Raw genomic sequence first — 22047 nt, 5'->3', positions numbered from 1 at the left:
CAACTGGATGGTGTATGGCATCATCGACCAGATGATCTGGCGGCCTTCGCTGCAATCCGCACGGTCGGTGGGCGTGTTCCTGCGTGCGACCGGCAATGGCGGCGACCGCAACCTGATCAGCTTCGCCATCGATGCGGGCGTGAACCTGAAGGCGCCGTTCAGGGGGCGTGACAACGACACGATCGGGCTGGGCTGGGGCATTGGCCGGGCCAGTTCAGGCCAGCGCCAGTTCGACCACGACAGCGGATCGATCGTGCAGGGCAACGAAAACCATCTGGAACTGACCTATCAGGCGCAGGTCACGCCGTGGATGGTGATGCAGCCTGACTTCCAGTACGTCTGGAACCCCTCCGGCGGGGTGGCGGACTGGACCGGAAACCGCCGCGTGGGCAACGAGGCCGTTTTCGGCCTGCACAGCAGCCTGACCTTCTGAAAACGTCCTGTTCGCCCCCCGCATTACCGTCGTGATGCACGGGGTCAAATGGAAATGTTTTCACACCACAAGGAGACTGCCAGCACATACTGGCGGTCCCGGCAGGTCATGCAGGAACAAAAGCACAGACCGGCATTGAAATTTACATTATTGTGAGGCCGCCAGCCCTTCTATACCCGTGACGGGACAGGGCGGATGACCATGTCACGCACCCTAACTGTAAAGGAAGAATCCGTTGCGCCGTCTTGTTGCTTTATGTCTCCCGCTCAGCATGGCCGCCTGCGCGCAGCATGCACCGCGTCCACTGGTGAATTACTGCAGACAGCCAGCCGTGACGTCCGCCGTGGTGGCAACTGCCAATCAGGGTGCGCCGCAGGCTTCCCCCGCAATCCGTTTTGAAGATGGCACGATCAAGAGCGCCGTCTATGACGACCATATGCAGGTTCTGGCCTGTCACGGCACGGTGGTGCGCAAGGATGGCACACGGCAGGATGGCGTCGCCATTGCCCGCCTGCCCCACATGCACACCGGATGGAAGCAGATCTGGCATACATCAGTCGCCACGCATCAGTGGATACCCGATGCGGATATCATCAAAAACCGGCAGGAACAGTACGCCCGCTATTACGACCATACGCCGCAGGCGTGCAAACCCTACGCGCATGAACTGTTTTACGGCACCCCGAAGTCCGATAAGGAAAACAGCACCCTGCGCGAGACGCTGTACGACTGCCTTGCCGAACACGATGTCAAACCCATGCGGCCCGTATCGGGCATTGACCATACCTACAGCCCGTTTGGCATGAATTTCTATATTCCCTACTACACCAACCTGAACGCGGACGATAACGGTCCTTTCCTTTACTGACCGGGGACCCGGACACCTGTCATGGCCATTCTGCCCATCATCCGCTTTCCACATCCCTGTCTGGAACAGGTCGCAGACCCGGTGGACGCCTCATCGGCGGCTACGCGGCAACTGGCCGCCGACCTGCTGGAAACCATGCATGCGGCACCCGGCATCGGCATTACCGCCTGCCATGCAGGCATCAGCCAGCGGCTTGTCGTCATTGACCTCCCGGACGGTGACGGGCCGCATGTCTATGCCAACCCGGAAATCGTCTGGCAGTCCGATGAAAGCGTAACCCGTGAGGAGGGCAGCGTGTCCATGCCCGGCATTCATGGCCCGATCACGCGCCCGGCGCGCGTGCGGGTGCGCTATACCCGCCCCGATGGCACACAGGCCGAGGAGGAGGCGGATGGCCTCATGGCCGTGTGCCTCCAGCATGAAATCGACCAGATCAACGGCATTTTCTGGATACGCCGCCTGTCCCGCCTACGCCGGGAACGGGCGGTCAAACGGTTCGCCAGACTGGAACGGTAATGGATGGGTGGACCGGGTTCAGTCCACCTTCCCGTCATCAAGCATATAGCCACTGGAACGGACCGTACGGATCAGATCCGCCCCGCCGGATGCGTTGAGCGCCAGACGCAGCCTGCGGATATGCACGTCCACGGTGCGTTCTTCCACATGGATGCCGTCATCCCACGCCGATGCCAGTATCTCGGCGCGTGAAAAGACCCGGCGGGGATGGCGCATGAGGTGCAGCAGGATACGGTATTCCGTGGGACCAAGGGCAATGGCTGCCCCCCCACGCGTAACCCGGCGCGCGCCGTGGTCCAGCGTGACATCGGCAAAGTTCAGCACGTCTTCCACCGGCAGGGCGGAAGCCCCCGCCGCCCGGCCCATGCTGCGCCGCATGACGGCGCGCACACGCGCATGCAGCACGTCCATCCCGCACGGCTTGACCAGATAGTCATCCGCACCCAGATCGAGTGCATGGACGGAATCGCGTTCTTCCCCGCGCGCGGTCAGCATGATGACGGGCAGGTAGCGCGTGGCGGTGGCCATGCGCAGCCTTCGGCACAGGTCCACCCCTGACAGGCCCGGCATCATCCAGTCCAGCAGCACGAGGTCGGGCTTCCACTCGGTTACTTCGCGCAGGGCGTCCAGACCGTTATCCACCGGCATGACGGTGTGGCCCGCAGCCTCCAGATTGTAGGACAGCATGACGGACAGGGCGGCATCATCTTCCGCAACAAGGATGCGAAGCGGTCGGTCAGGCTGCACCGTCCCGCCCTCCCTGCCCGGAGAACCCGCCACGCGGGCGCACGACAGGCAGGATTTCGCCCGTGGCGGTGTAATAGACCCGTTCGGCGATGTTGGTGGCGTGATCGCCGATGCGTTCAAGGTTCTTGGCGATGAACAGCAGATGCGTGCAGGCGCCGATGTTGCGCGGGTCTTCCATCATGTAGGTAACCAGTTCACGGAACATGGCGTTGTACAGTTCGTCCACCGCCGTATCGGACTGCCAGACTTCCCGCGCAAGCGTGGCGTTGCGCTGGCTCATCGCGTCAATGGCGCGGCGCAGGTTGTCCTGCACGAGGCGGCCCATGCCGCGCAGCCCGCTGAGCGAGACGCGCGACGCCACCAGTTCCGCCCGCAGCGACCGCCGCGCGATGGAGGCGGCGCAGTCACCGATGCGTTCCATATCCCCCGTGATCTTCAGCGCCGACACCACTTCACGCAGGTCGCCCGCCACCGGCGAACGCAGGGCGAGGATGCGGATGACCATGGCTTCCACATCGCGTTCCAGCGTATCGACCTGCGGATCGAGGTCGGATGCGATCCCGGCGGCGCTTTCGTCACGGTCGGCGATGGCGGCGATGGCCTGCGATGTCTGTCGCTCCACCAGGCCGCCCATGCGTGCCATCATGGAGCGCAGATGCTCCAGCTCCTGTTCATAACTGCGTACGATATGTGCCGATTCCTGTCCCACCTGCGAACCTTCCTGCCTGCCCGCACAATTATACGGGATGTGCCCGAAAACGGGGCTTACGATACGCTATTTGAGTATATTATATCGGTCCCGAATTTGTTCAAGACGATGTCATACCCCACCGGGGTGGGACAAAATAATGAAATAAAAAGATTTTTTCAGGAATACGAAATGCCGCGCACACCCCGCCCCCCTGTTGTGCCCGATGCCGGTATTCTCTCATGCCGTCAGATGCTTACGGCGGCCCTTGGCATGGCGCTGGGCATGGGGCCGGGCATGGCCGCGGGTAACGACAACGTCCCCGCCACATCCACCGCCGCCCCGGCCACGTCCCATGCCACCAGCCAGCCAGCCGCCCCCAAGGTGGAGCGGATGACCGTGACCAGCCAGCACGTGGTCGGCACCCAGCCCGGCGGCGGCCTGATCCGGGAGGAGGACGCGGCAAAATCCGTCAGCACCATCGGCACGGATTTCATGCGCAAGCAGGCGCCAAGTGCTACCGCGTTCGACATGGTCAGCCTGCTGCCGGGCGCCAATGTATCCTCATCCGATCCGCTGGGATTTTCACCCCAGACCAATATCAGCGTACGCGGGCTGGGCGGGGATTCGCTGGGTTACGTGCTTGAAGGCATGCCGCTTAACGACATCGCCTATTACAACGGTTATCCGGGTCAGTTCGCTGATACCGAGAATTACCAGAGCGTCTCGCTCGAACAGGGATCGGCGGATCTTGATTCCCCCGTGCTGAACGCGGCGGGTGGCCTCATGAACCTGTCCTTCCGCGATCCGTCCACCCGCGCGGGTGGGTATGCGGATGTGTCCTATGGTTCGTACAACACCAACCGGCAGTTCCTGCGGCTGGAAACGGGGCAGATCGGGCATACCGGCATACGGGGCTTCGTGTCGTATTCCCATGGTTATACCGATAACTGGCGCGGTCCCGGCCATGATGAACGCCAGCATATCGATTTCAAGTTCCTGCGCGAATGGGGGGCGGGCAACCGCGTTTCGGTGCTGGGCACGTGGAATACGATGGTCGCCAGCTACTATCCCCCCGTGGACAAGACGGACTGGCAGGCCGAAGGACCGCATGGGGCGGCAAACAACCTTGCCGCCACCTACAACCCGAACGATGCCGCGGGCGGCACCGATTACTGGGCGCTGTACCGCCAGCCCGAACGTATCTTCTACGTCGCGGCACCGGCGCGGCTGACGCTGGCGGACCGGCTGCACCTCAAGCTCACGCCCTATGCCCAATGGAGCTACGGCAACGATCCCGGCGGCACGACGATGGGGGAAACCGGAATGTTCAGCGGGGCAAGCCCCGCCGGGGTGCCCGATGCGGATGCCGTCGTGCGCGCCAACTGGACCCAGACCAGTTACCGTTCCGGCTTCAATGCCGCCCTGGACTGGCAGGTAGCCAACCATGATCTGGTGTTCGGCTACTGGTACGACTATTCCGACGATAGCGAACACCAGCCCTTTACCGCCGTAAACGGCAGCGGTTACGCGCCGGACATATGGGTGGACCGGATCAGCCGCACCGTGCTGCTGCCCGATGGCCAGCAGCTTGATGCAGGCAGCTACCATATGATTTCCCAGACCAATGCGCTGTATGTGGGCGACCGGATGCACTTCCTCAACCACAGGCTTATGGTTGATGTCGGCTTCAAGGAAGTAATGCTGGACCGCCATGGCACCACCACTTCGGCTGGCGTGCAGACGGCTGCGGGCAGCAATGCCGCTACGCCGCTGCCGCGCATCGCCATCCGCTACCGCATCACGCCCCGGCATATGATATTCTTCAACACCACCACCAATTTCCGCACACCGGATGAAAGCGCGCTGTTTGGCGGGGTGACGGCCAGCGGGATCACAACCCAGCTCAAGAACGAATATTCCGTATCGGAGGAACTGGGCTACCGCTACAGCGGCAACCTGATTATCGGCAGCCTTACGCTGTTCAACTATGATTTCACCAACCGCGAAATCCAGACGCTGCTGAACGTGAACGGCGCGCAGGTTGATTCCACCATCAATGGCGGGGGCCAGACCTCACGCGGGGTGGATGTGGAAATCGGGCTGAAGCCATGGCATCACTTCGCACCCTATCTGTCGGGGGAATACCTGCACGCGACCATTGACAGTGACATCCCCTCCACCAGCGGCATGCTGGCCACGCGGGGCAAGACAGCGGTGGAAAGCCCGACGCTGCAGGCTTCCGCCGGGCTGAGTTATGATGACGGCCACTTCTTCGGTATCGCGTCGGTCCATTATACGGGCCGGCAGTATTCCACCTTCATGAATGACGAACGCATGCCCGACCACACCACGGGCAATCTTGCCATCGGCTACCGCATGGACGACCACGCCTTTCTGTCACATCCCGAATTCCGGATGAACTTCGTCAATATCACCAACCAGCATTACCTGTCCGGCGTTGCGACCCCTACCCTGACCGCAGCCGACGGGCCGCAATATTACGTGGGCGGCGGGCTGGCGGTGCTGTTTACGGCAGCATCAGGCTTCTGAAGGGCCGCATGCCCGCGCCGATGCGGCGCGGGCAAGGGGATCAGCCCGGCGTAACCTGACGGCGCACGCCAAAACATTCCTCCGGTCCGGGAAAACGGCGCGCACGCACGTCATCGGCGTAACGGGCGGCGGCATCCTCAATCACATTCCCCACATCGGCATAGCGGCGGACAAAACGCGGCGTAAACGTGCCGAACACGCCCAGCATGTCATCGACCACCAGCACCTGCCCGTCACAGGCGGGCGATGCCCCGATGCCGATAACCGGCACCGGAACACTGGTTGCGATTTCACGCGCCAGAGGCTCAATGGTGCCTTCCAGCACCACGGCGAAGGCCCCGGCGGCGGCAATGGCGTGGGCGTCGTCATGCACCTTGCGGGCCTGCTGTTCATCGCGGCCCTGCGTGCGGAAGCCCCCGGTGGTGTTGACGGCCTGCGGCATAAGTCCGACATGGCCGCATACCGGTATGCCGCGCTGGACGAGGAAACTGACGGTCGCGGCCATTTCGGTCCCGCCTTCCAGCTTGACCGCGCCGCAGCCGGTTTCCGCCATGATGCGGGCCGCATTGCGGAAAGCCTGCGCCGGTGATTCCTGATAGGAACCAAACGGCATGTCCACCACCACCAGCGCCTGCCGCGATGCGCGGACAACGGCAGCGCCATGGGCGATCATCATGTCCATGCCCACGCCAAGCGTATCGGGCATGCCATAGACCACCATGCCCAGCGAATCCCCCACCAGCATGACATCCACATGCCCGTCCAGCAGGCGTGCCATGGGTGCGGTATAGGCTGTCAGCCATACACCGGGCACGTCCCCCTTGCGAACGTCACGAATGGTCCGCCGCCGGGGCTGTTCCACATTGGCCATGCTTGCTATTCCCCTGATATTCCATCTGGTACAGATGGCATCTGGCATATTGCAGCACCCCTGTGTTTGCAAATCCAACCCGGACAGGAGCGGGATAGCGTCATGGGACTTGGCCGTACCGACATATGGCAGACGGGCATCATAAACCGTCCGCTGCCTGATATCATCCGCGCCGGTACGCTGGATTCCATGCCGGTTACATGGCTGCCCGATCCCGGTTCCTTCCGCTTTCTGGCCGACCCGTTCGGCATCTGGCATGAAGACCGTCTGTACCTGTTTGCCGAAGCCTATGATTACCGCGTGAAGGTAGGACGCATCGACGTATTCGTGCTGGACCGCACCCTGCGCATCCTGTCGCACCGCCCCGTTCTGGTGGAGCCGTGGCACCTGTCCTACCCCGTCATCATGCGTGATACGGACGGCAGTTTCCTGATGATGCCGGAATCGGGGGCCAGCGGCACGCAGCGCCTGTACCGGGCAACGGATTTCCCCTTTCACTGGAAAGCGGTGGAAAACTGCGTCTTCCCCGGTGCGCTGATCGATGCCTCCCCCCTGTTCCACGATGGCAGATGGTGGCTGTTCTATACCCCATGGGATGAGGCGGCACGCCCACGGATCGATACCCTGCACGTTGCATGGGCCGAACGCATAAGCGGGCCGTGGCACCCGCATCCGGGCAATCCCGTGCGGCGCGACATACACAGTGCTCGCCCCGGCGGCACGCCGGTCGTGATGGAAGATGGCACCATCATCCTGCCCACGCAGGACTGTGCCCGGACCTATGGGGGCGCCATCACCCCGCTGGCCATCACCACCCTGACCACCAGTACCTTTGCCGCCCACCCCCTTGCGGCCCTGACAGCCCCCCCCGCGTGGCGACCGGCCACCGACGGGCTGCATACCCTGTCCGCCGCCGGGCCGGTGACACTGGTGGACGCGAAGCATACCAGCCGGTCCGTCATCAGGCGGGCCGGGGTGGATATCGGACGCATGACGCGCGAACTGATGCAGCGGTCGCGGCGTTACTGACGCGGTCGAGGTAATCCGCGTTACCGGGCGAGGGAACCTGTCCCGGATTTAATGTGATATTAATAACGATTATCATACATTCGTGCCTATAATGCGAATGGATATGGCGTATTGGCGATAGATATTCCGCCGCCCCCAGCCTGTCGCCCCGACAGGCGCCGTATCCTGTGTGACCTGTTTCCATCGCGTTGAACGCATGGCCGTGCAGGACGCAGGCAATGCCTGCGGCAATAACAATAACCGTTACGCAACATCTGCCCCCATGGCCCCAGATACTTCAAGGACCGTCCGATGCGTGAAACACGCTCCGCCCTGGCTACCTGGCATATGCAGCATTCCCGCCCCGAGCGGCTGGTAAACTATTTCGACCCCTGGCAGCCGGTTGCGCGGCAGCTTGACCTTCTTTCCAACCGGTTCCGCGCCATACGCGCCCTGTGTGACGGACAGGCGGATACCGCCATGGCGGAAGATGCCCGTCTGGCGGCGCTGTGCGACAGCCTTGCATTCCACCTGCTCAAGGCCTGCGTATGGTGGCAGGTCGACTTTGCACCGCGCGCGGTGACGGGACTGGCGGCCACCAGTTTCATGGCCCATGTACGTCGCCACACGGATCGCATGGTAGAAGATGAAACCCTGCTGGATGTCATGACGTGGCAGCATTACATGCACCGCACCGACGCCAGTCACATCATGGTGACGGGAACCGATCCGCTGTGCCGGGGCACCACCACCATCCTGTACGGCATCGATGGCCGCCGGGGCTTCCGTTTCGCCATGCAGCGCGCGGGACAGGCGCTGGCGTGGAATGACCTGACCCATACGGACTTCATCTCGGCCTGCCTGAACGCGCGTGCGCTGCACTGCCTGATCGAGACGGAATGCACCGCCATTGGCGAATGGGATCTGGCGCGGGAGGAACACGGGCAGGCCTCGGTCTATCATACCCAGCATTTCCGCACGCCGGGACAGGCCAACCCGGTGGAGCGTTACGCCGCGGCACTGGACCAGCTCAGCCGCTGCCATTCCCGCTTCGGACGTTTCGAGTTCGAGAACATCGTCAACCACATGGCGTTTTCCGTGGTGCATGCCGCCCACGCGCAGGGGGCCAGCATTGCCGACCTGCTGCGCAACGGCGCGCAGCGTCCCATCAACCCCCGTATTGCGGGCAGCCTGAAAAAACGCGCCCGCGCCCATGTCTCCACCGGCACCGACCCGCTGCGGCGCACGGAACTTGATGGCCTGCTGAAACAGGTTGAAACCGGTTTTGCACTCTCCGACCGGAGCTGAAGGATGGGGGGAGAGAAAACAATTTCTCTCCCCCCACGACATCCGGCCCTGCAAGACCTATATTCATACCGGAGTAGCAGGAGACCCCATTTATGGCGCTAGCCAAAAGCAGAATACCGGCACCCCGCCGCAGGCCAGTCCCAACACGTTCGCCGCGCGTACGTGGTGAAACGCGTCGGCTGCTGGAAATGCTGTGTATGCTGCATGGGTCGATCCATCGTGGCGCGCGCGATGCGGGTGCCCTAGTCCGCTGCGTAGTGCAGGCCCAGCCCGAACTTGGCCTGCCCGACAAGGTCCTGCCCGCCGCCCCCCGCCACGATGGCGAAACCCCGCCGACCGCGACCGAGTGGAAACACCTGGGTCACGCGCTGGAGGAAGCGCGCCAGCAGCATGCGGGCGAACGGGGCTACGTGGATACATGGCTTGAGGAACTGACACAGGCCACCGGGCTGGGCCGGGTCGCCAGCGAGATCCTTGGCCTTGCCATGTGCTACCGCCTGAACGGCCATTTCGAGCAGTTATGGGATGACCTGTGCGAAAACCGTTCGCGCGGTCCCTTCCTGTGCGAGGACATTCCCCTGCTGCACCTGCTGCTGGGGCAGGAGGAGGACGCGATCGCCACCGCCCTCGCCCCCGACGGGCAGTTGCGCATGAGTGGCCTCATGACCGTGGACGAGGACGGCGACATCACCCTGCTGCCCCGGCTCATGGCGCTCATGAACCGGCGTGCCAGCGTGGTGGGCGACATCCGTTCCCTGCTGCTGGGCCAGCCCCGCACCGCGACCCTGCCATGGGACGCCTTTTCCCATCTGGGCCAGCAGGCGGAAATTGCCGCAAAACTGCTGGAAGCGGCGGTACGGACGCATGCGACCGGCATCAATATCCTTCTCTATGGCCCCCCCGGCACCGGCAAGACCGAATTTGCCGCCACGCTGGCGCAGCATATCGGCGCGATCCTGTATCCGGTAGGCGAGGCCGACAGCGCGGGCGATGAGCCCTCGCGCCATGAACGGCTGGCCGACCTGCGGTGCAGCACGCGCCTGCTGCGCAACACGGATTCGATCCTGCTGTTCGACGAGGCGGAGGACCTGTTCACCGCCAGCCTGTTCGATCCGCCGCAGTCCTACAGCCGGGTGTTTTTCCACCGTCTGCTCGAACAGGGTGGAACCCCCGTGATCTGGACGGCAAACGACCTCAATACGCTTGGCCCCGCCATCGCGCGGCGCATGGCGCTGTGCATCGAGGTCCGCCAGCCCGGCATCGGCGTGCGCACGCGCCTGTGGCAGGACATGGCGCGGGAAGAAAAGGTGGCCCTGGCGCCCGAGGATGCGGCGGACCTTGCGCGCGCCATTCCCGCCGCCCCCGCCATCTTCCGCAATGCGCTGCGGTCCACCCATCTGGCGGGTGGCGATTCGGCCATGGCCAGCATGATCGCGACCGGCATCGCGCGCGCGGCGGCAGGCGGGCAGATGCCCATGCCGTCACAGCCCGAGGTCGCCGATTACGACGAAACGCTGATCAATGCGGATTGTGACCTGCAGGCCCTGACCCGGCGGCTGGCGCGCCCCGGCGCACCCCGCGCGGTCTCGCTACTGCTGTCCGGGCCGCCGGGTTCGGGCAAGAGTGCATATGCCCGCCATCTGGCCAGCCAGATAGACATGCCGGTACTGCAGAAGCGTGCATCCGACCTGCTGGACAAATATGTGGGCCAGAGCGAACAGCAGATTGCCGCCGCCTTTGCCGAGGCATGCGACAGCGGGTCCTTCCTGATCATTGACGAAGCCGACAGCCTGCTGGGCGATCGCCGTGGGGCCGAACGGTCATGGGAGATCAGTCAGGTCAATGAAATGCTGACATGGATGGAACAGCATCCCCTGCCCTTTGCCTGCACCACCAACCTTGTCGAAAAGCTGGACCCCGCCAGCATGCGGCGTTTCCTGTTCCGCGCCCGCTTCGGCTATCTGAAGCCTGAACAGGCAGCCCATGCCTTCCGCCGTTTCTTCGATCAGGAACCACCCGCCGCGCTGCGCCATGTCAGCACGCTGGTCCCGTCCGACTTCGCGCTGGTACTGCGCCGGGCGCGGCTTCTGGACGAAAACCCCACGCCAGATGAACTGCTTGAACGGCTGCGGGCCGAAATAGCGGGGCGTGACGGCAACCGGCGGATCGGGTTCCTGTCCTGATTACCGGACGGACACGGGTGCATTCATAAGGCAGATAACCGAAAGGCCGGGCGCCCCGGCCTTTCGCGCATATGGCCCCGTACGCAGTCCTATTGCGGTGGATGGGCTGCGGCATCCGCCTCCACCGCGCATTCGGCGGCTGGCGGGGCGGCCATGGTGGTGCGCAGGGCCGTGACCTCCGCCCGCGCTTTGTCCATTTCCTGCCGGAAGCCCTCGTCCTGTTCCATGGCGGAATACAGCACGCCGCCATTCATCCAGCCTGCGGCGACATCGCTCTGCCACTGCACGCCACAGACAACCCGGCTTTCACCAAAAACCCGCGCGCGCTGCATGATCCATGCCGTGCGTTCGGGCAGGATATCCGCCAGAATCAGGCCCGCAACCCAACCCAGCGTCGCATGGAGCGAAGGATAGGACGGGTCCTGCCGCAACTGCGCCCGCAGCGGAATGCACCGCGGCAGTTCGGCTTCGGTAAACGGGCGGGGACGATTCCACAGTTTCTTCTCCGCCTGTACCGCAGGGGTCAGCCGGTGTTCGAGCCGGGTAAACAGCCCCACCAGTTCGGGCAGGCGTTCAGGCGGCAGTGTAAACCCCACGGCACAGGAAAAGGCCGAGACCATATGCGCGGGCGTATCGCGGTTGTCCGCCTGCGCCAGTTTCCATCGCGGCGTGTTTTCCAGCACGCGGGTCGCGCCATAGATGCTGGCATCAGCCGCACGCTGGGCGGTATCCGGGCCGGGTGGGGGCGGCAGGAATACCTGCCCGTCGGGCAGGGGTGGACCTGCGGGCACCTCCGCCTGCGCGGCCTGATCGTGGGCGGCCGTAGCAGGATGATGATGATGCGGATGCGCCCCCGCGCGCAGGGGTGTCCCCAGCAGGGGCAGCACGACGCAGGCGGCCAGTCCATACGAAGTGGCAAAACGTTCGAGACGCATCATGTTCCTGTCAGTACACCGGTCGCCGCAGGTCATGGGCGCATATGACCTTTCCCCGCGCATAGCATGCGCGCGGGACGTGGCAAATCCCCGATGGCGGCGATGCGCCTTCTGCCCGACCCTGTTTTATGGCAGACTGACGCCACAGCCCGGAGGCACGCAGCAATGAACCGCAGAAACCAGATATGGCCCACGTCGATCAGCCCGGTGCGCATCGCCCTGTGCGTGATCGGAATGACGCTGGTGGTGGTCCAGTTCATGTACGGACTGCATATCAGTCCCGATGCCATGCCCGGTCAGGTCATGTTCCACATTGCCATGCTGACACTGGGGATGATCCTGTTTCTGGCGGGGATGTGGGGCCCATCACTGTAGAACCCGCCTGGAACGGGTTCAGCGGCGTTCGGAATCCGCGCCGCTGCCTTCATCCGTGATCCCCGCGCGGGAGGGGGCGTCGGACTCCGGCTGCACGGTACGGCTCATGCGTTCCACACCCCTGTCATCACCAAAGCCCTGACCCGATACCCGGCGGCGCGGGACGGGATTTTCCATCAGCACGTTTTCCAGCGCTTCGGGGTCGGTGCGTTCGGCTTCGTCAAACAGTTCGTCGGCCCGGGCCTGATCGCCTGCGCGTTCGGCGCGCAGTCCGGCCTCCGCCAGTCGGCGCGCGGTGCCATGCTTGCCTTCGCCCGCATCATCGGGGCGGTCATCATCATTCATGAAACGGGGCATCTGTATTCCCTTTCCTGACGGTTGGTAAGCAACGGATTACCTGCTGCCAATCATCGCGCCAAACCGGGATACAGTTCAACAGGAAAATAAATTCCTCCATCCGTAAACTTATTACTTTAAGATAACGAGAATTGTTCTTGAAAATTACTCAATGTACACACGACATGCGACAGTCATCATGGAAACTGACTGCACATCATCAGAAAAGAAATCCGGGCAACAGTCCTACCGGTCCGTCAGCGTGTAAACGCTGCTGAAATCCAGATCCCGCGCCACATAGATCTGCACCATGTCGCCCTGCTGCACATACAGGCTGGGGGGCACGTTGCTGGTCTGGGCAAGGATGATCTTTTCCACCTGCCCCACGACGGAATTGGTGTCATCGCTGCTGGTGGAAATACTGGTCGTGCCGGGTTTGGACGCAAGGTTGGTAATCGCCTGCACCATCATCTGCCCGACATTGGTAATGATCGACACCATGATCGCATCGCCAAAACGGGCCCAGAAATGGGTATTGACCTTGCCCTTGACCCCGCTGCCGCCAAGGGGCGTGGTGCCGGGGCTGAGCAGGTCGATCGTGACCCCTTCCGGATTGCGCAGGCGCAGCCAGTTCACGAAAATCCGTTTCTGGCCATATTGCAGGGCGGATGTCACTTCGCCTTCCGCCACCGCGCCCTTGTCGATCAGCCGGACCTTGCCATTGATGGAATAGACATCGTGGCTGACGCGGCACGTCACCATGCCCGGCAGGGTGGTGTTGATTTCGTTTATCATGCCGCACGGTATCAGCGTGCCCTTGCCGACTGTCAGGTTCTGGTTATGCATGACCGTGGCGACAGCAGGGGTCATGCTGTCAGGCTGAAGGCGGGTCAGCAGCACGTTATCAGTCTTGGCGGGAGCGGCGGCCGACGTGGCGGACGATGCGGCAGCGGTATCGGCTACGGGCGTGGCAAACACGAAATCATGGCCGAGCCTGCGCTTCATGGCGGCGTCTTCCACGCTTTCGACAGCGGGCGCGGGCGGGGTGGGTGCCGCCACGGGCGTTGCCAGACAGCCCGCCTGTCCCTGACCATCCACGACAACCGTGCCACCGGGGCATTTCAGCGTGATGCGGGCCGGATCATCCGCCCGTGCCCCGCGCCCGGTCAGGGCAAGCATCATCAGGGCCGCCAGCGCAAGAGGCAGCGGAAGGCGCACGCGCATCACGATGCCCCATCGCGCGCGACACGCCGGACAACAGGCGAGATGGTGCCATTTTCCGCACTGCCGAGCGAAGGATTATACCCGTCATTCACAACGCCAATGACCAGACTTCCGTAACGGATGCGCCACTGCCGCGCCGTCATCTGGGCGGCAAGGATATTATGGTCACGCCCCAGCACGACCGCATTCACTATCGTTTCCTGACCGCTTTCATTCATGGCGTATAATGCGGGCAGGACGCCGTTTTCGGGAAAGCGGAAATAGGTGAAGCGGTAATCATCCCATACATTCAGCGGCGCGATGGCCCGGTCCCTTGTTCCGTCGGAACGGCGATAGGCGGTATTGCGCGGTCCGTCGCCATACACATCGGCCAGTTCCGCCTGAATGTGGCTGGCGCGATCGGCAGCGGCTTTCCGGCTGTTTTCCTCGTCGGGGTAGAGATAGGTCAGCTCGACGGTCGCCTGTTCCACAGCCCACGGGGTGGGGGCGAATACGGTGCGGACATGTCCATCCGGTCCCTTTTCCTGCCGCCCGCCCACGTAATGCAGCAGGATATGGTAGACATGGCGGTCGGTCACGATGGTCAGGTTGGTGTCACTCTCCTGCTCACGGGGGCGGATGAAGCAGTGGTTTTCCCGGCAGGCGAAGGACCAGCCGCCTTCCTCGCCAAAGGCATGGGTGACGTAATGCTCCTCCGGGGAAAGGGTGATGTCGGTCGCAATCCCGACGACGCCATCAATCTCCACCGTGTCACGCGGGTTATAGACAACCGACTTGATACGGTAATCGTAGGGGGAAACACTTTTGCTACCTGTCGCCCGTGCGCCATCGGGATACAGGCAGACAGCCGCGAACCCGGCCATGAAACTACCGGCCATCAGCGCCCGCAGGCCGGGCAGATACAGTTGCCGCATCATGCCCCACCCGCCTGTGCCGCAGGCGGGACAGCGGGGGCAACCGCGTCCGCGTGACCGGACAGTTCCGGCGGCATGCCATGGTTGACCGGCACCAGATACAGCATATTGGGCTGGGTGACGTGACCGGGGCGCGCAGCACAGGCGGCCAGCAGCATGCCCGTCGCCACCATCATACTGACCCGGACGCTGGCGGGATGACGACTGAAAAATCCTGATTCCGCTCTCACAGGCAGGGACATCCGGCTATAACCGGAATGACCGCTGACTGCTCAACACCATGTTTTGATAACCCGCACATGGCAAAAGGATAAAAAAGCCCCTCATGCTTTGCAAGTCTGGGACAGAAAAAGCGCAATCCTGCTGGCGGATGGGCCTGGTCATGCTCTGCGCATCAGCAGCCCCGACATGGGCTACGACCATCCCGGCTGTGGAGACGATGAGCCCTGTCGAAGCACTGGGTCGCCGCTGCGCGCCGGATCTGTCACCCCGCACGCTTGCCCTCATGATCCGACAGGAATCAGCGGGCGTGCCATGGGCGGTGCATGTCAACGGTCGCTATCGCCTGCCCCGCGCACCGGCCAGCATGGCGGAAGCGGAGGCGACCGTGCGCTGGCTTGCAGATCACGGCCATGATTTCGATATCGGGCTGCTACAGGTCAACAGCCGCACCATAACCCGGCTTGGCCTGTCCCCCGCAGCGGTACTGGAACCGTGCCGGAACCTGCATGTGGCAAACCACGTCCTGCATGACTGCTACAGCGCACAGCCCTCTTCCGGCACGGCGCAGGACAGGCTTCGCCATGCGCTGAGCTGCTACAATACGGGCAGCCCCGTCCGTGGCCTGCGTAACGGGTATGTCGCCGGGCTGCTGGCGCTTGCGGCACAGCATGACAGTACCCCTGAAACACTGATGATCCCGGCCCTTGAGGCCCCGCCCCCTGCCGATGGCGGCAGGACCCGGCCCACACCCATCGCGCCACCCACCACCGATGGCCCACAGGACAGCCCGCGCGGACGCGACGCCTTTACCCAGGCCCCGGAAGATGTCTTCACGCCCCCACCGCACCCTCCGGCCCCTGCGCAATAGGGGCAGACCTGCGCCGCACCGGGGGCATCCATGCCTAAAAACCGCCACGGGATCAGGGAGCTGTGCATGTAATATCATGCCTGCTGTCAGTCCCCGCCATTCGGGGGACTGTTATGAAATGGAGTAACCCATGTCCGATCTGATCGTTGTCGGTTTTGACCGCCCGGATGAAGCCACGGCCGCGCTGACCGAATGCAAGAAACTGGAAAAGGAATACCTTCTGGATCTGGAGGACGCAGTCGTCGTGGTCCGCGGGCCGGATGGCAAGCTGCACCTGCAGCAGAGCGTCAACCTGGAAAAGGTCGGTGCATCCTACGGGCTGTTCTCCGGCGGGTTCTGGGGCGCGCTGGTCGGGCTGCTGTGCCTGAACCCGCTGGCCGGTTTTGTCGCGGGCAGCATTGTCGGCGCGGGTGCTGGCGCCATTGCGGGCAAGATGTCCGATTACGGAATTGATGACAATTTCATCAAATCCCTTGGCGGCACCATCCCGCCCAATACATCCGCGCTGTTCGTGCTGGTGCGCAAGTCGCAGCCCGACAAGGTGCTGACCGATCTGGCGCAGTTCAAGGGTCATGCCCGCGTGCTGCAGACCTCGCTCTCGCCTGCGGATGAAGGCAAGCTGCGCGCGGCACTGGGCCAGATGGCCGCACCCGCCGCCTGACCATACCCCCGCCGGGTATCCAGACCCGGCGGGACCAGCACCTGATCCCACACGCAGGCGTGATGGCACCGCATCCATACGGGTGATATGCTCGGCCCATGCACACGATCCGTCCCCGCAGGCGCCTGCGCGATACAGTCCTTGCGGCCCTGATGCTGGCTGCGGTCCCTTTTGCGCCCGCCGCGCTGGCCGATGAGGCGCTGCATACGGCGTGGACCTCTCCACGGGTGTTCAATGCGGTCGCCGTGGCCGATAACGGCCGGATGTTCGTCTCCTTCCCCTATTGGGGCGGCGGGGGTGACGGACCGACGGTGGCCGAAATCGACCGTAATGGTCAGCCCCATCCTTTTCCCGATGCACACTGGAACCGCCCCGATGGCAGCAGAGGGGATCTTCAGCCCTTCGTACGCGTCAATGCCATCCGGATCGGACCGGACGGACTGCTGTGGGTCGTTGATTCAGGCGATGCGAATGTAGGCGGACCACCCAACCCGCCTGATGGCGCGCCCGCGCGGCTGCTGGCTTTCGATATTGAAACGGGCAGTGTGAAACATGTCATAACGCTACGCGCCGCCAGCACCGCGCATAGCTACATGGATGACATGCGCTTCCATAACGATATGATTTTCGTAACCGATGCGGGTGATCCAGCGCTGGTTGTGGTGAACCTGCGCACGGGACAGCAGCGGCGCATTCTGGCGCATGACCGCTCCACCACGGATGAACGGCCCATGTATGCCGAAGGCAGGCTGCTGACCACGCATGGCAGGCCGGTGCGCGTCCATGCCGACCAGCTTGAGGTCTCGCCAGACGGGCAGAAACTCTATTTCCAGCCCAGTTCCGGCCCCATGTGGGTCGCCCCCACGGCGGCACTGGAAAATCCTGCCCTGTCCGCTGCCGACCTGTCCCGTGCCGTAAGCCAGTTTTACGACACCCCCACCACCGGCGGTTCAGCCATTGATGGGGATGGCAACCTGTATGTATCGGATGTGAATACGCTGCGTATCCTGCGCATCACGCCACAGGGCAAGGCCACGACGCTGGTGCGTGACAGGCGTCTTGTCTGGGCCGATGCCATGTGGATCGACAGTCACGGCACGTTATGGATACCCGCCGTGCAACTGAACCGCACCGCGACATTCCAGCCCGATGGGGTCAGCCGCCTGCATCTGCCGGTTGCGATGTATACCATGGACCTGCACCTCAAACCCGTGCGCTGACGTACGCGCCCCTCCAGCGCATCAGAGCTGGAGGATGGAGGAGAAGTCGAAATCCTGCCCCGCCGGGTTTTCACCCAGCCGGATAAGGGTGGGCGAGGGCATGCTGTAAGGCGGGACGGGCAGGTTATAGGGCGCGGGCGCGCCACGGAATACACGCCCGGCCAGATCGAAACGCGAGCCATGGCAGGGGCAGGCATATCCCCCCGGCCAGTTTCCCTCCCCCTGCCCTTCGGGCAGCGGGCGGTAGGTCGGCACACAGCCCAGATGGGTGCAGATCCCCACAACGACGCCATAACGCGGATCAAGCGAACGGTGCCAGTTCGCGGCATAGGGTGGCTGCTGCCCGGCCTGTGACTGCCCATCGCGCAGGCGACCGGTCAGGGCTGCGTCCTGCAGGGCGCTCAGGGCTTCAGGCGTGCGGTGGGTAATGAAAACCGGCCTGCCCTGCCATGTCACCACGATCTGCTGCCCCGGCGGCAGGGCGGATACGTCCACGTCCACCGGCAGGTGTGCCGCCGCGCCATCGCGCGGGGCGAGACTTTGCAGAAAGGGCCACAGGCATGCACCGACACCCGCTGCTGCGGTAGTGGCGGTAACAAGCCCAAGGAAATTCCGACGCCCTGCGGGCGTGGACTGTGTATCGGGCGGGTTTTCCATCGTCGCATTTTTATCGTGGTCGTGGCCTGAAAGGAAGGGTTTAGGGCAACCCCGCCCCGGTCATGCGCGTAGGTGGCTGGCTGACAAACCGTGCCAGGGAGGCTGGCGGCGTCACCCGATATGTGTATATCTGCGCGCCCCCAATTCCGTTTGCAGTTTCCTGACCCATGGATTCGGCATCGCTGCCGGAACGTTATCCGTCAGGATCACCCGACCAGCCGGTTACGCCGTTACAGAGAGGTCCGTCATGCGCCTTGTCCTCGCACTGCTTTTGCCGTGGTTGCAATTTTTTACAATTGGCCGCCCCTTCGCCGGGCTGGTCTGTCTGGTCCTGCAATTCACCCTGATTGGCTGGCTGCCAGCCGCGATCTGGTCCGTCTATGCGCTGAGCCAGTATGAGACCGATCGCAAGATTTCCCGCATGACCCGCACCTGAGGCCTGCATGAAGCTCTACATCTACGATCACTGTCCGTTCTGCGTAAAAGCGCGGATGATTTTTGGCCTGAAACAGATTCCGGTCACCGAAATCATCCTGCTGAATGATGATGTTGAAACCCCGACCCGCATGGTCGGACGCAAGCTGGTGCCCATTTTAGAGCACGACGGGCAGTTCATGCCCGAAAGCATGGACATCGTAACCCATATCGACGCCATGGACGGCAGACCGGTCCTGACCGGGCCGACACGCCCGGAAATCAGCCGATGGATGGCGGCGGAACAGCCGGTCTACATCGACCTGATCCTGCCCCGCTTCGCGGCGTCTCCGCTGCCGGAATTCGCCACCACCGCCGCGCGTCTGTATTTCATGCGCAACAAGGAAGAAACGGTGGGGCCGTTTGCCCAGCGTCTGGCCGAAAGCGACAGGCTGCGCGCCAGCACCAATGCCGGACTGGCCCGTCTGGCCGGACTGATCGAAAGTCCCACCGCGGTTAACGGCACCCTGTCCACCGATGATATCCATCTGTTCGCCCATCTGCGCAGCCTGACCATCGTGGCGGGACTCGACTGGCCGCAGGCTGTACGCGCCTATTGCCAGCACATGTCACAGGCCACTGGCATACCGCTGCTGGACGGCATGGCAGGCTGAAGCATCGGGGTACGGAGGGGCACGTCCGGGGAGGGATGGAAACTGTCAGGGTAGGCAGGCCGTTTCCCCCAGGACAGTTTCGACACGACGGGAGATGCCCCCATGTCACAATCACATGAAAATCCGCCGCCAGGCGCAGGGCGGCGTGGCGCCACGCCATTCGAGGTATGGGTAAGAAGATCCCTGCACGCAAGATTCGACATGGTATGTGCCGAAAGCATGCCCATGGAAATCCTGACCCAGTTTGAGATGACCAGCGAGGCGCTGTGTCCCTCCGCCCGGTCGCCCCCATGTAAACCCCGTGGCATGGATAGCTGACGCCCTGCCTGAACGGACCATTCAGGTGTGGATTTTTTTTGCCAGACTCGTCCCGATTCCATATGACAGGCTTCCTGTCCACCCATGACAGAACGCAAGGGATTCCTGATTATGGCTGAAAATAGCCGTTTATTGTCTCTTTGCAGCAACAGGAAAATAGATTCTAACGTCTAAAATCACACAGATCATCCTGTGGATAAGTCTGTTGGTTTTTTGGGAGACTCAGCATATGAAGGCAGGGTTTTCCCCTTTTCGTGATCTGTTCCTGTCCGGCTTTCAGCACGACAGTTCAAGCATCACGCTGTCATGCCCGTCCGCCCGCCATTCCCGCCGCAGCCCGTAGGGCCAGTCCTTCGCGACATAGGTGGGATGGGTAATATTCCACGGGTTGCCATCCAGCCGCAGTGCCGCCCAGCCATGCGGTGTCTCCCCATCGGGCATGAGGCCAACAAGGGTCATGTCCGCCATGGGGTCGTAACAGGCGAACTGTTTCTCACATCCCTGAAAGACCAGTTGCAGACCGCGCCTTGCCACCCCCTTGCGCGTCAGGTGCAGCAGCAGGGTGCCACCGGGCTTTTCCTGCGCACTGAAGATCACGCTGCCGCCACCCAGCACATCGACCGACAGCATCGTTACCGTGCTGGAATAGGAATGGTTGATGATGATGGTCCCGCCATTAAGGGTCAGCAGGCCCCGGTTCCATTCATGCAGTTCGTGCAGTTTCGTACTCAGCCATGCCCCGGCACTGACCACCACCGGGTGCAGGTGATGGGACGAACCCGCTGCAACGTCCGTGAAGTATTCCGCAATGGCCTTTTTAATCATACCCATATCGAAATAACCGGCAGCAAGGGAAAGCCGCCCGTCACTACACGAAATCGCTGCCGCTGAACCGTCCCTCCTGCCCATGAACTGCTCTCTCCTGAACGTCCCCGCATGTCGCCATGGCAGCGGACATGATTAAAATTACCGCTATCCCTGCATGGAAACGGTAAATAAAATTATTGCCCGCAAGGGGCAGAATAATTTCTTGGCAATATTCCTGAATTTAGTAGAAATAGTTTATAATTAGTATTTTCTATTCCAACATACGATAAGCTCATATGATATTTATCAAGGTTAATGCACGGTCTTTTTTAACACCACATAGTGATCCTGTCCACTTGGACGTATGACCCACCCAATGACAGCGCCCCGATTGCCCACGGCATAAAAACTGGGGCGCAAAAGCTTTGGCCAGAAGTCCGTCCCTTAACAATACGTTACATATGACATTCAGATCATTACGGGTTCATCATCGGGAGATTGCCCGTATATCCTCTGCCCTGTCAGATGTTTCATCCGGCACCATATCTGCACCAGCCTGTCTGATCGCATCATGTGCATACACAAATAAAATGGCCATGCCGCCATAAGCGATCCGCCCGCATCCGGTCCGTATGGTCAGTGCGGGGTGGCTGGTGCGGACTTCGCCGGGGTCTGGGCGGGCGGATGGGCCGTGTCCTGTGGCGTATCGTCTTCAAACACGGCGCGACATCTGGGGGAAAGCTGGTCAAGCTTGCTTTCCAGGCATTCCGTCATCAGTTTTTCATTCGGAATGTCAAGAAAACACAGCCGGAATACATCGTTCTTGCATGGATGAGACTGGTTATTGCGGTCGGCAGCCCGCGCCGTGCCGGTAACGACCGTTACGGCAAGGACAAGATTGACTGCCCGGATCAGCATGCCAGCGCTGTAACGCGGAATGACGGGAATACGTCGCATCCGACGATCTCCTTCAGACTTCATACAGGGATTTTGTTATATCATGTCCAGCGCATTGCAGATTGCCGTGCAAGTCAAGCCACATCCACGCAGATCTGCCATCGGACGGGTCAGATCGGTTATTTCCTGAAAATTCCAGCAAAAAACACAAATGGACTTCAGGAATACGTGATGAATGACGGCCCCGCCCCGACCGGATGGCTGCCATACGGATACGGTCACGGGATGGGCACGTTTTATGGTTTGCAGGAACAACAGGCCGCCTATGATCGCACGATCTGACAGCAAGC

General features: G+C 62.2%; 25 protein-coding genes. 14 read left to right on the top strand and 11 right to left on the bottom strand.

Annotated features, from left to right (window positions below; translation table 11 throughout):
* The 3 genes from CFR79_RS13265 to CFR79_RS13255 all read left to right on the top strand — a co-directional run.
* A partial coding sequence (locus tag CFR79_RS13265) for a carbohydrate porin (RefSeq protein WP_146220140.1) occupies positions 1-433 on the top strand: 433 nt, incomplete at its 5' end.
* A gap of 235 nt (positions 434-668) precedes the next feature.
* Complete coding sequence (locus tag CFR79_RS13260) at positions 669-1301, top strand: hypothetical protein (RefSeq protein WP_254057983.1); 633 nt, start codon at positions 669-671, stop codon at positions 1299-1301.
* A gap of 21 nt (positions 1302-1322) precedes the next feature.
* Positions 1323-1817 carry a peptide deformylase gene (locus CFR79_RS13255; RefSeq protein WP_110548208.1) on the top strand — a complete coding sequence of 165 codons (495 nt, stop codon included), beginning with the start codon at positions 1323-1325 and terminating at the stop codon, positions 1815-1817.
* A gap of 18 nt (positions 1818-1835) precedes the next feature.
* On the opposite strand, the gene CFR79_RS13250 is transcribed toward CFR79_RS13255, so the two are convergent.
* Both CFR79_RS13250 and phoU read right to left on the bottom strand, forming a co-directional pair.
* On the bottom strand, positions 1836-2564 hold the full coding sequence (locus CFR79_RS13250) for a response regulator (protein ID WP_102325350.1): 729 nt from the start codon (positions 2562-2564) through the stop codon (positions 1836-1838).
* Positions 2554-3273: a phosphate signaling complex protein PhoU gene (gene phoU, locus CFR79_RS13245; protein ID WP_102325349.1), complete on the bottom strand. Its 720-nt coding sequence runs from the start codon at positions 3271-3273 to the stop codon at positions 2554-2556. The genes CFR79_RS13250 and phoU overlap by 11 nt, the downstream gene beginning before the upstream one ends.
* Before the next feature lie 171 nt (positions 3274-3444).
* On the opposite strand from phoU, the gene CFR79_RS13240 reads away from it, so the two are divergent.
* Complete coding sequence (locus CFR79_RS13240; protein WP_110548207.1) at positions 3445-5805, top strand: TonB-dependent receptor; 2361 nt, start codon at positions 3445-3447, stop codon at positions 5803-5805.
* Positions 5806-5845: 40 nt separating this feature from the next.
* Here CFR79_RS13240 and panB read toward each other — a convergent pair whose 3' ends face one another.
* A complete protein-coding gene (panB, locus tag CFR79_RS13235; RefSeq protein WP_102325347.1) occupies positions 5846-6676 on the bottom strand; it encodes a 3-methyl-2-oxobutanoate hydroxymethyltransferase in 831 nt (276 codons plus the stop codon).
* A gap of 102 nt (positions 6677-6778) precedes the next feature.
* On the opposite strand from panB, the gene CFR79_RS13230 reads away from it, so the two are divergent.
* The 3 genes from CFR79_RS13230 to CFR79_RS13220 all read left to right on the top strand — a co-directional run bounded on the left by CFR79_RS13230 (position 6779) and on the right by CFR79_RS13220 (position 11175).
* Positions 6779-7705, top strand: a complete 927-nt coding sequence (locus CFR79_RS13230) for a glucosamine inositolphosphorylceramide transferase family protein (protein ID WP_110548206.1) — start codon at positions 6779-6781, stop codon at positions 7703-7705.
* Between the two features lie 291 nt (positions 7706-7996).
* On the top strand, positions 7997-8992 hold the full coding sequence (locus CFR79_RS13225) for a hypothetical protein (RefSeq protein WP_110548205.1): 996 nt from the start codon (positions 7997-7999) through the stop codon (positions 8990-8992).
* A gap of 188 nt (positions 8993-9180) precedes the next feature.
* Positions 9181-11175: an AAA family ATPase gene (locus CFR79_RS13220; RefSeq protein ID WP_110548215.1), complete on the top strand. Its 1995-nt coding sequence runs from the start codon at positions 9181-9183 to the stop codon at positions 11173-11175.
* Between the two features lie 89 nt (positions 11176-11264).
* Here CFR79_RS13220 and CFR79_RS13215 read toward each other — a convergent pair whose 3' ends face one another.
* A complete protein-coding gene (locus CFR79_RS13215; RefSeq protein WP_102325653.1) occupies positions 11265-12110 on the bottom strand; it encodes an acid phosphatase in 846 nt (281 codons plus the stop codon).
* Between the two features lie 165 nt (positions 12111-12275).
* On the opposite strand from CFR79_RS13215, the gene CFR79_RS13210 reads away from it, so the two are divergent.
* The gene (locus CFR79_RS13210) at positions 12276-12485 is read left to right on the top strand and encodes a hypothetical protein (protein ID WP_102325344.1); all 210 of its coding nucleotides are present in this window, start codon (positions 12276-12278) and stop codon (positions 12483-12485) included.
* Positions 12486-12503: 18 nt separating this feature from the next.
* On the opposite strand, the gene CFR79_RS13205 is transcribed toward CFR79_RS13210, so the two are convergent.
* From CFR79_RS13205 to CFR79_RS15705, 4 genes are all read right to left on the bottom strand, one after another.
* On the bottom strand, positions 12504-12842 hold the full coding sequence (locus CFR79_RS13205) for a hypothetical protein (RefSeq protein WP_110548204.1): 339 nt from the start codon (positions 12840-12842) through the stop codon (positions 12504-12506).
* Between the two features lie 225 nt (positions 12843-13067).
* On the bottom strand, positions 13068-14045 hold the full coding sequence (locus CFR79_RS13200; RefSeq protein ID WP_110548203.1) for a TrbI/VirB10 family protein: 978 nt from the start codon (positions 14043-14045) through the stop codon (positions 13068-13070).
* Complete coding sequence (locus tag CFR79_RS13195) at positions 14045-14962, bottom strand: TrbG/VirB9 family P-type conjugative transfer protein (protein WP_258373600.1); 918 nt, start codon at positions 14960-14962, stop codon at positions 14045-14047. Before CFR79_RS13195 ends, CFR79_RS13200 begins: the two co-directional genes overlap by 1 nt.
* Positions 14959-15189, bottom strand: a complete 231-nt coding sequence (locus tag CFR79_RS15705) for a hypothetical protein (RefSeq protein ID WP_132305144.1) — start codon at positions 15187-15189, stop codon at positions 14959-14961. Before CFR79_RS15705 ends, CFR79_RS13195 begins: the two co-directional genes overlap by 4 nt.
* Before the next feature lie 152 nt (positions 15190-15341).
* Here CFR79_RS15705 and CFR79_RS13190 point away from each other — a divergent pair, with 152 nt between their 5' ends.
* From CFR79_RS13190 to CFR79_RS13180, 3 genes are all read left to right on the top strand, one after another.
* On the top strand, positions 15342-16049 hold the full coding sequence (locus tag CFR79_RS13190) for a lytic transglycosylase domain-containing protein (protein WP_181417443.1): 708 nt from the start codon (positions 15342-15344) through the stop codon (positions 16047-16049).
* A 130-nt stretch (positions 16050-16179) separates the two neighbouring features.
* Positions 16180-16710 carry a DUF1269 domain-containing protein gene (locus CFR79_RS13185; RefSeq protein WP_102325340.1) on the top strand — a complete coding sequence of 177 codons (531 nt, stop codon included), beginning with the start codon at positions 16180-16182 and terminating at the stop codon, positions 16708-16710.
* Positions 16711-16808: 98 nt separating this feature from the next.
* On the top strand, positions 16809-17930 hold the full coding sequence (locus tag CFR79_RS13180; RefSeq protein ID WP_110548201.1) for an L-dopachrome tautomerase-related protein: 1122 nt from the start codon (positions 16809-16811) through the stop codon (positions 17928-17930).
* Between the two features lie 21 nt (positions 17931-17951).
* Here the strand turns inward: CFR79_RS13180 and petA are convergent, their stop codons facing one another.
* Positions 17952-18587: a ubiquinol-cytochrome c reductase iron-sulfur subunit gene (petA, locus tag CFR79_RS13175; RefSeq protein WP_102325338.1), complete on the bottom strand. Its 636-nt coding sequence runs from the start codon at positions 18585-18587 to the stop codon at positions 17952-17954.
* Positions 18588-18834: 247 nt separating this feature from the next.
* Between petA and CFR79_RS13170 the strand changes: the two genes are divergently transcribed.
* The 3 genes from CFR79_RS13170 (at position 18835) to CFR79_RS13160 (ending at position 19993) form a co-directional block, all read left to right on the top strand.
* Entirely contained in the window at positions 18835-19023 is a 189-nt protein-coding gene (locus tag CFR79_RS13170) for a YqaE/Pmp3 family membrane protein (RefSeq protein ID WP_102325337.1), read from the top strand.
* A 7-nt stretch (positions 19024-19030) separates the two neighbouring features.
* Positions 19031-19675 carry a glutaredoxin 2 gene (gene grxB / locus CFR79_RS13165; RefSeq protein ID WP_110548200.1) on the top strand — a complete coding sequence of 215 codons (645 nt, stop codon included), beginning with the start codon at positions 19031-19033 and terminating at the stop codon, positions 19673-19675.
* Positions 19676-19777: 102 nt separating this feature from the next.
* On the top strand, positions 19778-19993 hold the full coding sequence (locus tag CFR79_RS13160; RefSeq protein WP_102325335.1) for a hypothetical protein: 216 nt from the start codon (positions 19778-19780) through the stop codon (positions 19991-19993).
* Positions 19994-20269: 276 nt separating this feature from the next.
* On the opposite strand, the gene CFR79_RS13155 is transcribed toward CFR79_RS13160, so the two are convergent.
* Both CFR79_RS13155 and CFR79_RS13150 read right to left on the bottom strand, forming a co-directional pair.
* Entirely contained in the window at positions 20270-20902 is a 633-nt protein-coding gene (locus CFR79_RS13155) for a hypothetical protein (RefSeq protein ID WP_110548199.1), read from the bottom strand.
* Between the two features lie 534 nt (positions 20903-21436).
* Complete coding sequence (locus CFR79_RS13150) at positions 21437-21757, bottom strand: hypothetical protein (protein ID WP_254057978.1); 321 nt, start codon at positions 21755-21757, stop codon at positions 21437-21439.
* Between the last annotated feature and the right edge of the window lie 290 nt (positions 21758-22047).

The organism is Komagataeibacter saccharivorans, assembly GCF_003207825.1.
In the GTDB taxonomy this organism is placed as follows: domain Bacteria; phylum Pseudomonadota; class Alphaproteobacteria; order Acetobacterales; family Acetobacteraceae; genus Komagataeibacter; species Komagataeibacter saccharivorans.
This window is presented reverse-complemented; position numbering and strand designations above follow the sequence as displayed.

Excerpts from the sequence above, each read along its gene's own strand:
- CFR79_RS13180 (WP_110548201.1), top strand. The coding sequence starts at position 16,809 with ATGCACACGATCCGTCCCCGCAGGCGCCTGCGCGATACAGTCCTTGCG.
- CFR79_RS13215 (WP_102325653.1), bottom strand. The coding sequence starts at position 12,110 with ATGCGTCTCGAACGTTTTGCCACTTCGTATGGACTGGCCGCCTGCGTC.
- CFR79_RS13160 (WP_102325335.1), top strand. The coding sequence starts at position 19,778 with ATGTCACAATCACATGAAAATCCGCCGCCAGGCGCAGGGCGGCGTGGC.
- CFR79_RS13155 (WP_110548199.1), bottom strand. The coding sequence starts at position 20,902 with ATGGGCAGGAGGGACGGTTCAGCGGCAGCGATTTCGTGTAGTGACGGG.
- CFR79_RS13195 (WP_258373600.1), bottom strand. The coding sequence starts at position 14,962 with ATGATGCGGCAACTGTATCTGCCCGGCCTGCGGGCGCTGATGGCCGGT.
- CFR79_RS13255 (WP_110548208.1), top strand. The coding sequence starts at position 1,323 with ATGGCCATTCTGCCCATCATCCGCTTTCCACATCCCTGTCTGGAACAG.
- CFR79_RS13240 (WP_110548207.1), top strand. The coding sequence starts at position 3,445 with ATGCCGCGCACACCCCGCCCCCCTGTTGTGCCCGATGCCGGTATTCTC.
- CFR79_RS13200 (WP_110548203.1), bottom strand. The coding sequence starts at position 14,045 with ATGCGCGTGCGCCTTCCGCTGCCTCTTGCGCTGGCGGCCCTGATGATG.
- petA (WP_102325338.1), bottom strand. The coding sequence starts at position 18,587 with ATGGAAAACCCGCCCGATACACAGTCCACGCCCGCAGGGCGTCGGAAT.
- CFR79_RS13185 (WP_102325340.1), top strand. The coding sequence starts at position 16,180 with ATGTCCGATCTGATCGTTGTCGGTTTTGACCGCCCGGATGAAGCCACG.
- panB (WP_102325347.1), bottom strand. The coding sequence starts at position 6,676 with ATGGCCAATGTGGAACAGCCCCGGCGGCGGACCATTCGTGACGTTCGC.
- CFR79_RS13190 (WP_181417443.1), top strand. The coding sequence starts at position 15,342 with ATGCTCTGCGCATCAGCAGCCCCGACATGGGCTACGACCATCCCGGCT.
- grxB (WP_110548200.1), top strand. The coding sequence starts at position 19,031 with ATGAAGCTCTACATCTACGATCACTGTCCGTTCTGCGTAAAAGCGCGG.
- CFR79_RS13205 (WP_110548204.1), bottom strand. The coding sequence starts at position 12,842 with ATGCCCCGTTTCATGAATGATGATGACCGCCCCGATGATGCGGGCGAA.
- CFR79_RS13225 (WP_110548205.1), top strand. The coding sequence starts at position 7,997 with ATGCGTGAAACACGCTCCGCCCTGGCTACCTGGCATATGCAGCATTCC.
- CFR79_RS13230 (WP_110548206.1), top strand. The coding sequence starts at position 6,779 with ATGGGACTTGGCCGTACCGACATATGGCAGACGGGCATCATAAACCGT.
- CFR79_RS13170 (WP_102325337.1), top strand. The coding sequence starts at position 18,835 with ATGCGCCTTGTCCTCGCACTGCTTTTGCCGTGGTTGCAATTTTTTACA.
- CFR79_RS13150 (WP_254057978.1), bottom strand. The coding sequence starts at position 21,757 with ATGCGACGTATTCCCGTCATTCCGCGTTACAGCGCTGGCATGCTGATC.
- CFR79_RS13210 (WP_102325344.1), top strand. The coding sequence starts at position 12,276 with ATGAACCGCAGAAACCAGATATGGCCCACGTCGATCAGCCCGGTGCGC.
- CFR79_RS13220 (WP_110548215.1), top strand. The coding sequence starts at position 9,181 with ATGCTGTGTATGCTGCATGGGTCGATCCATCGTGGCGCGCGCGATGCG.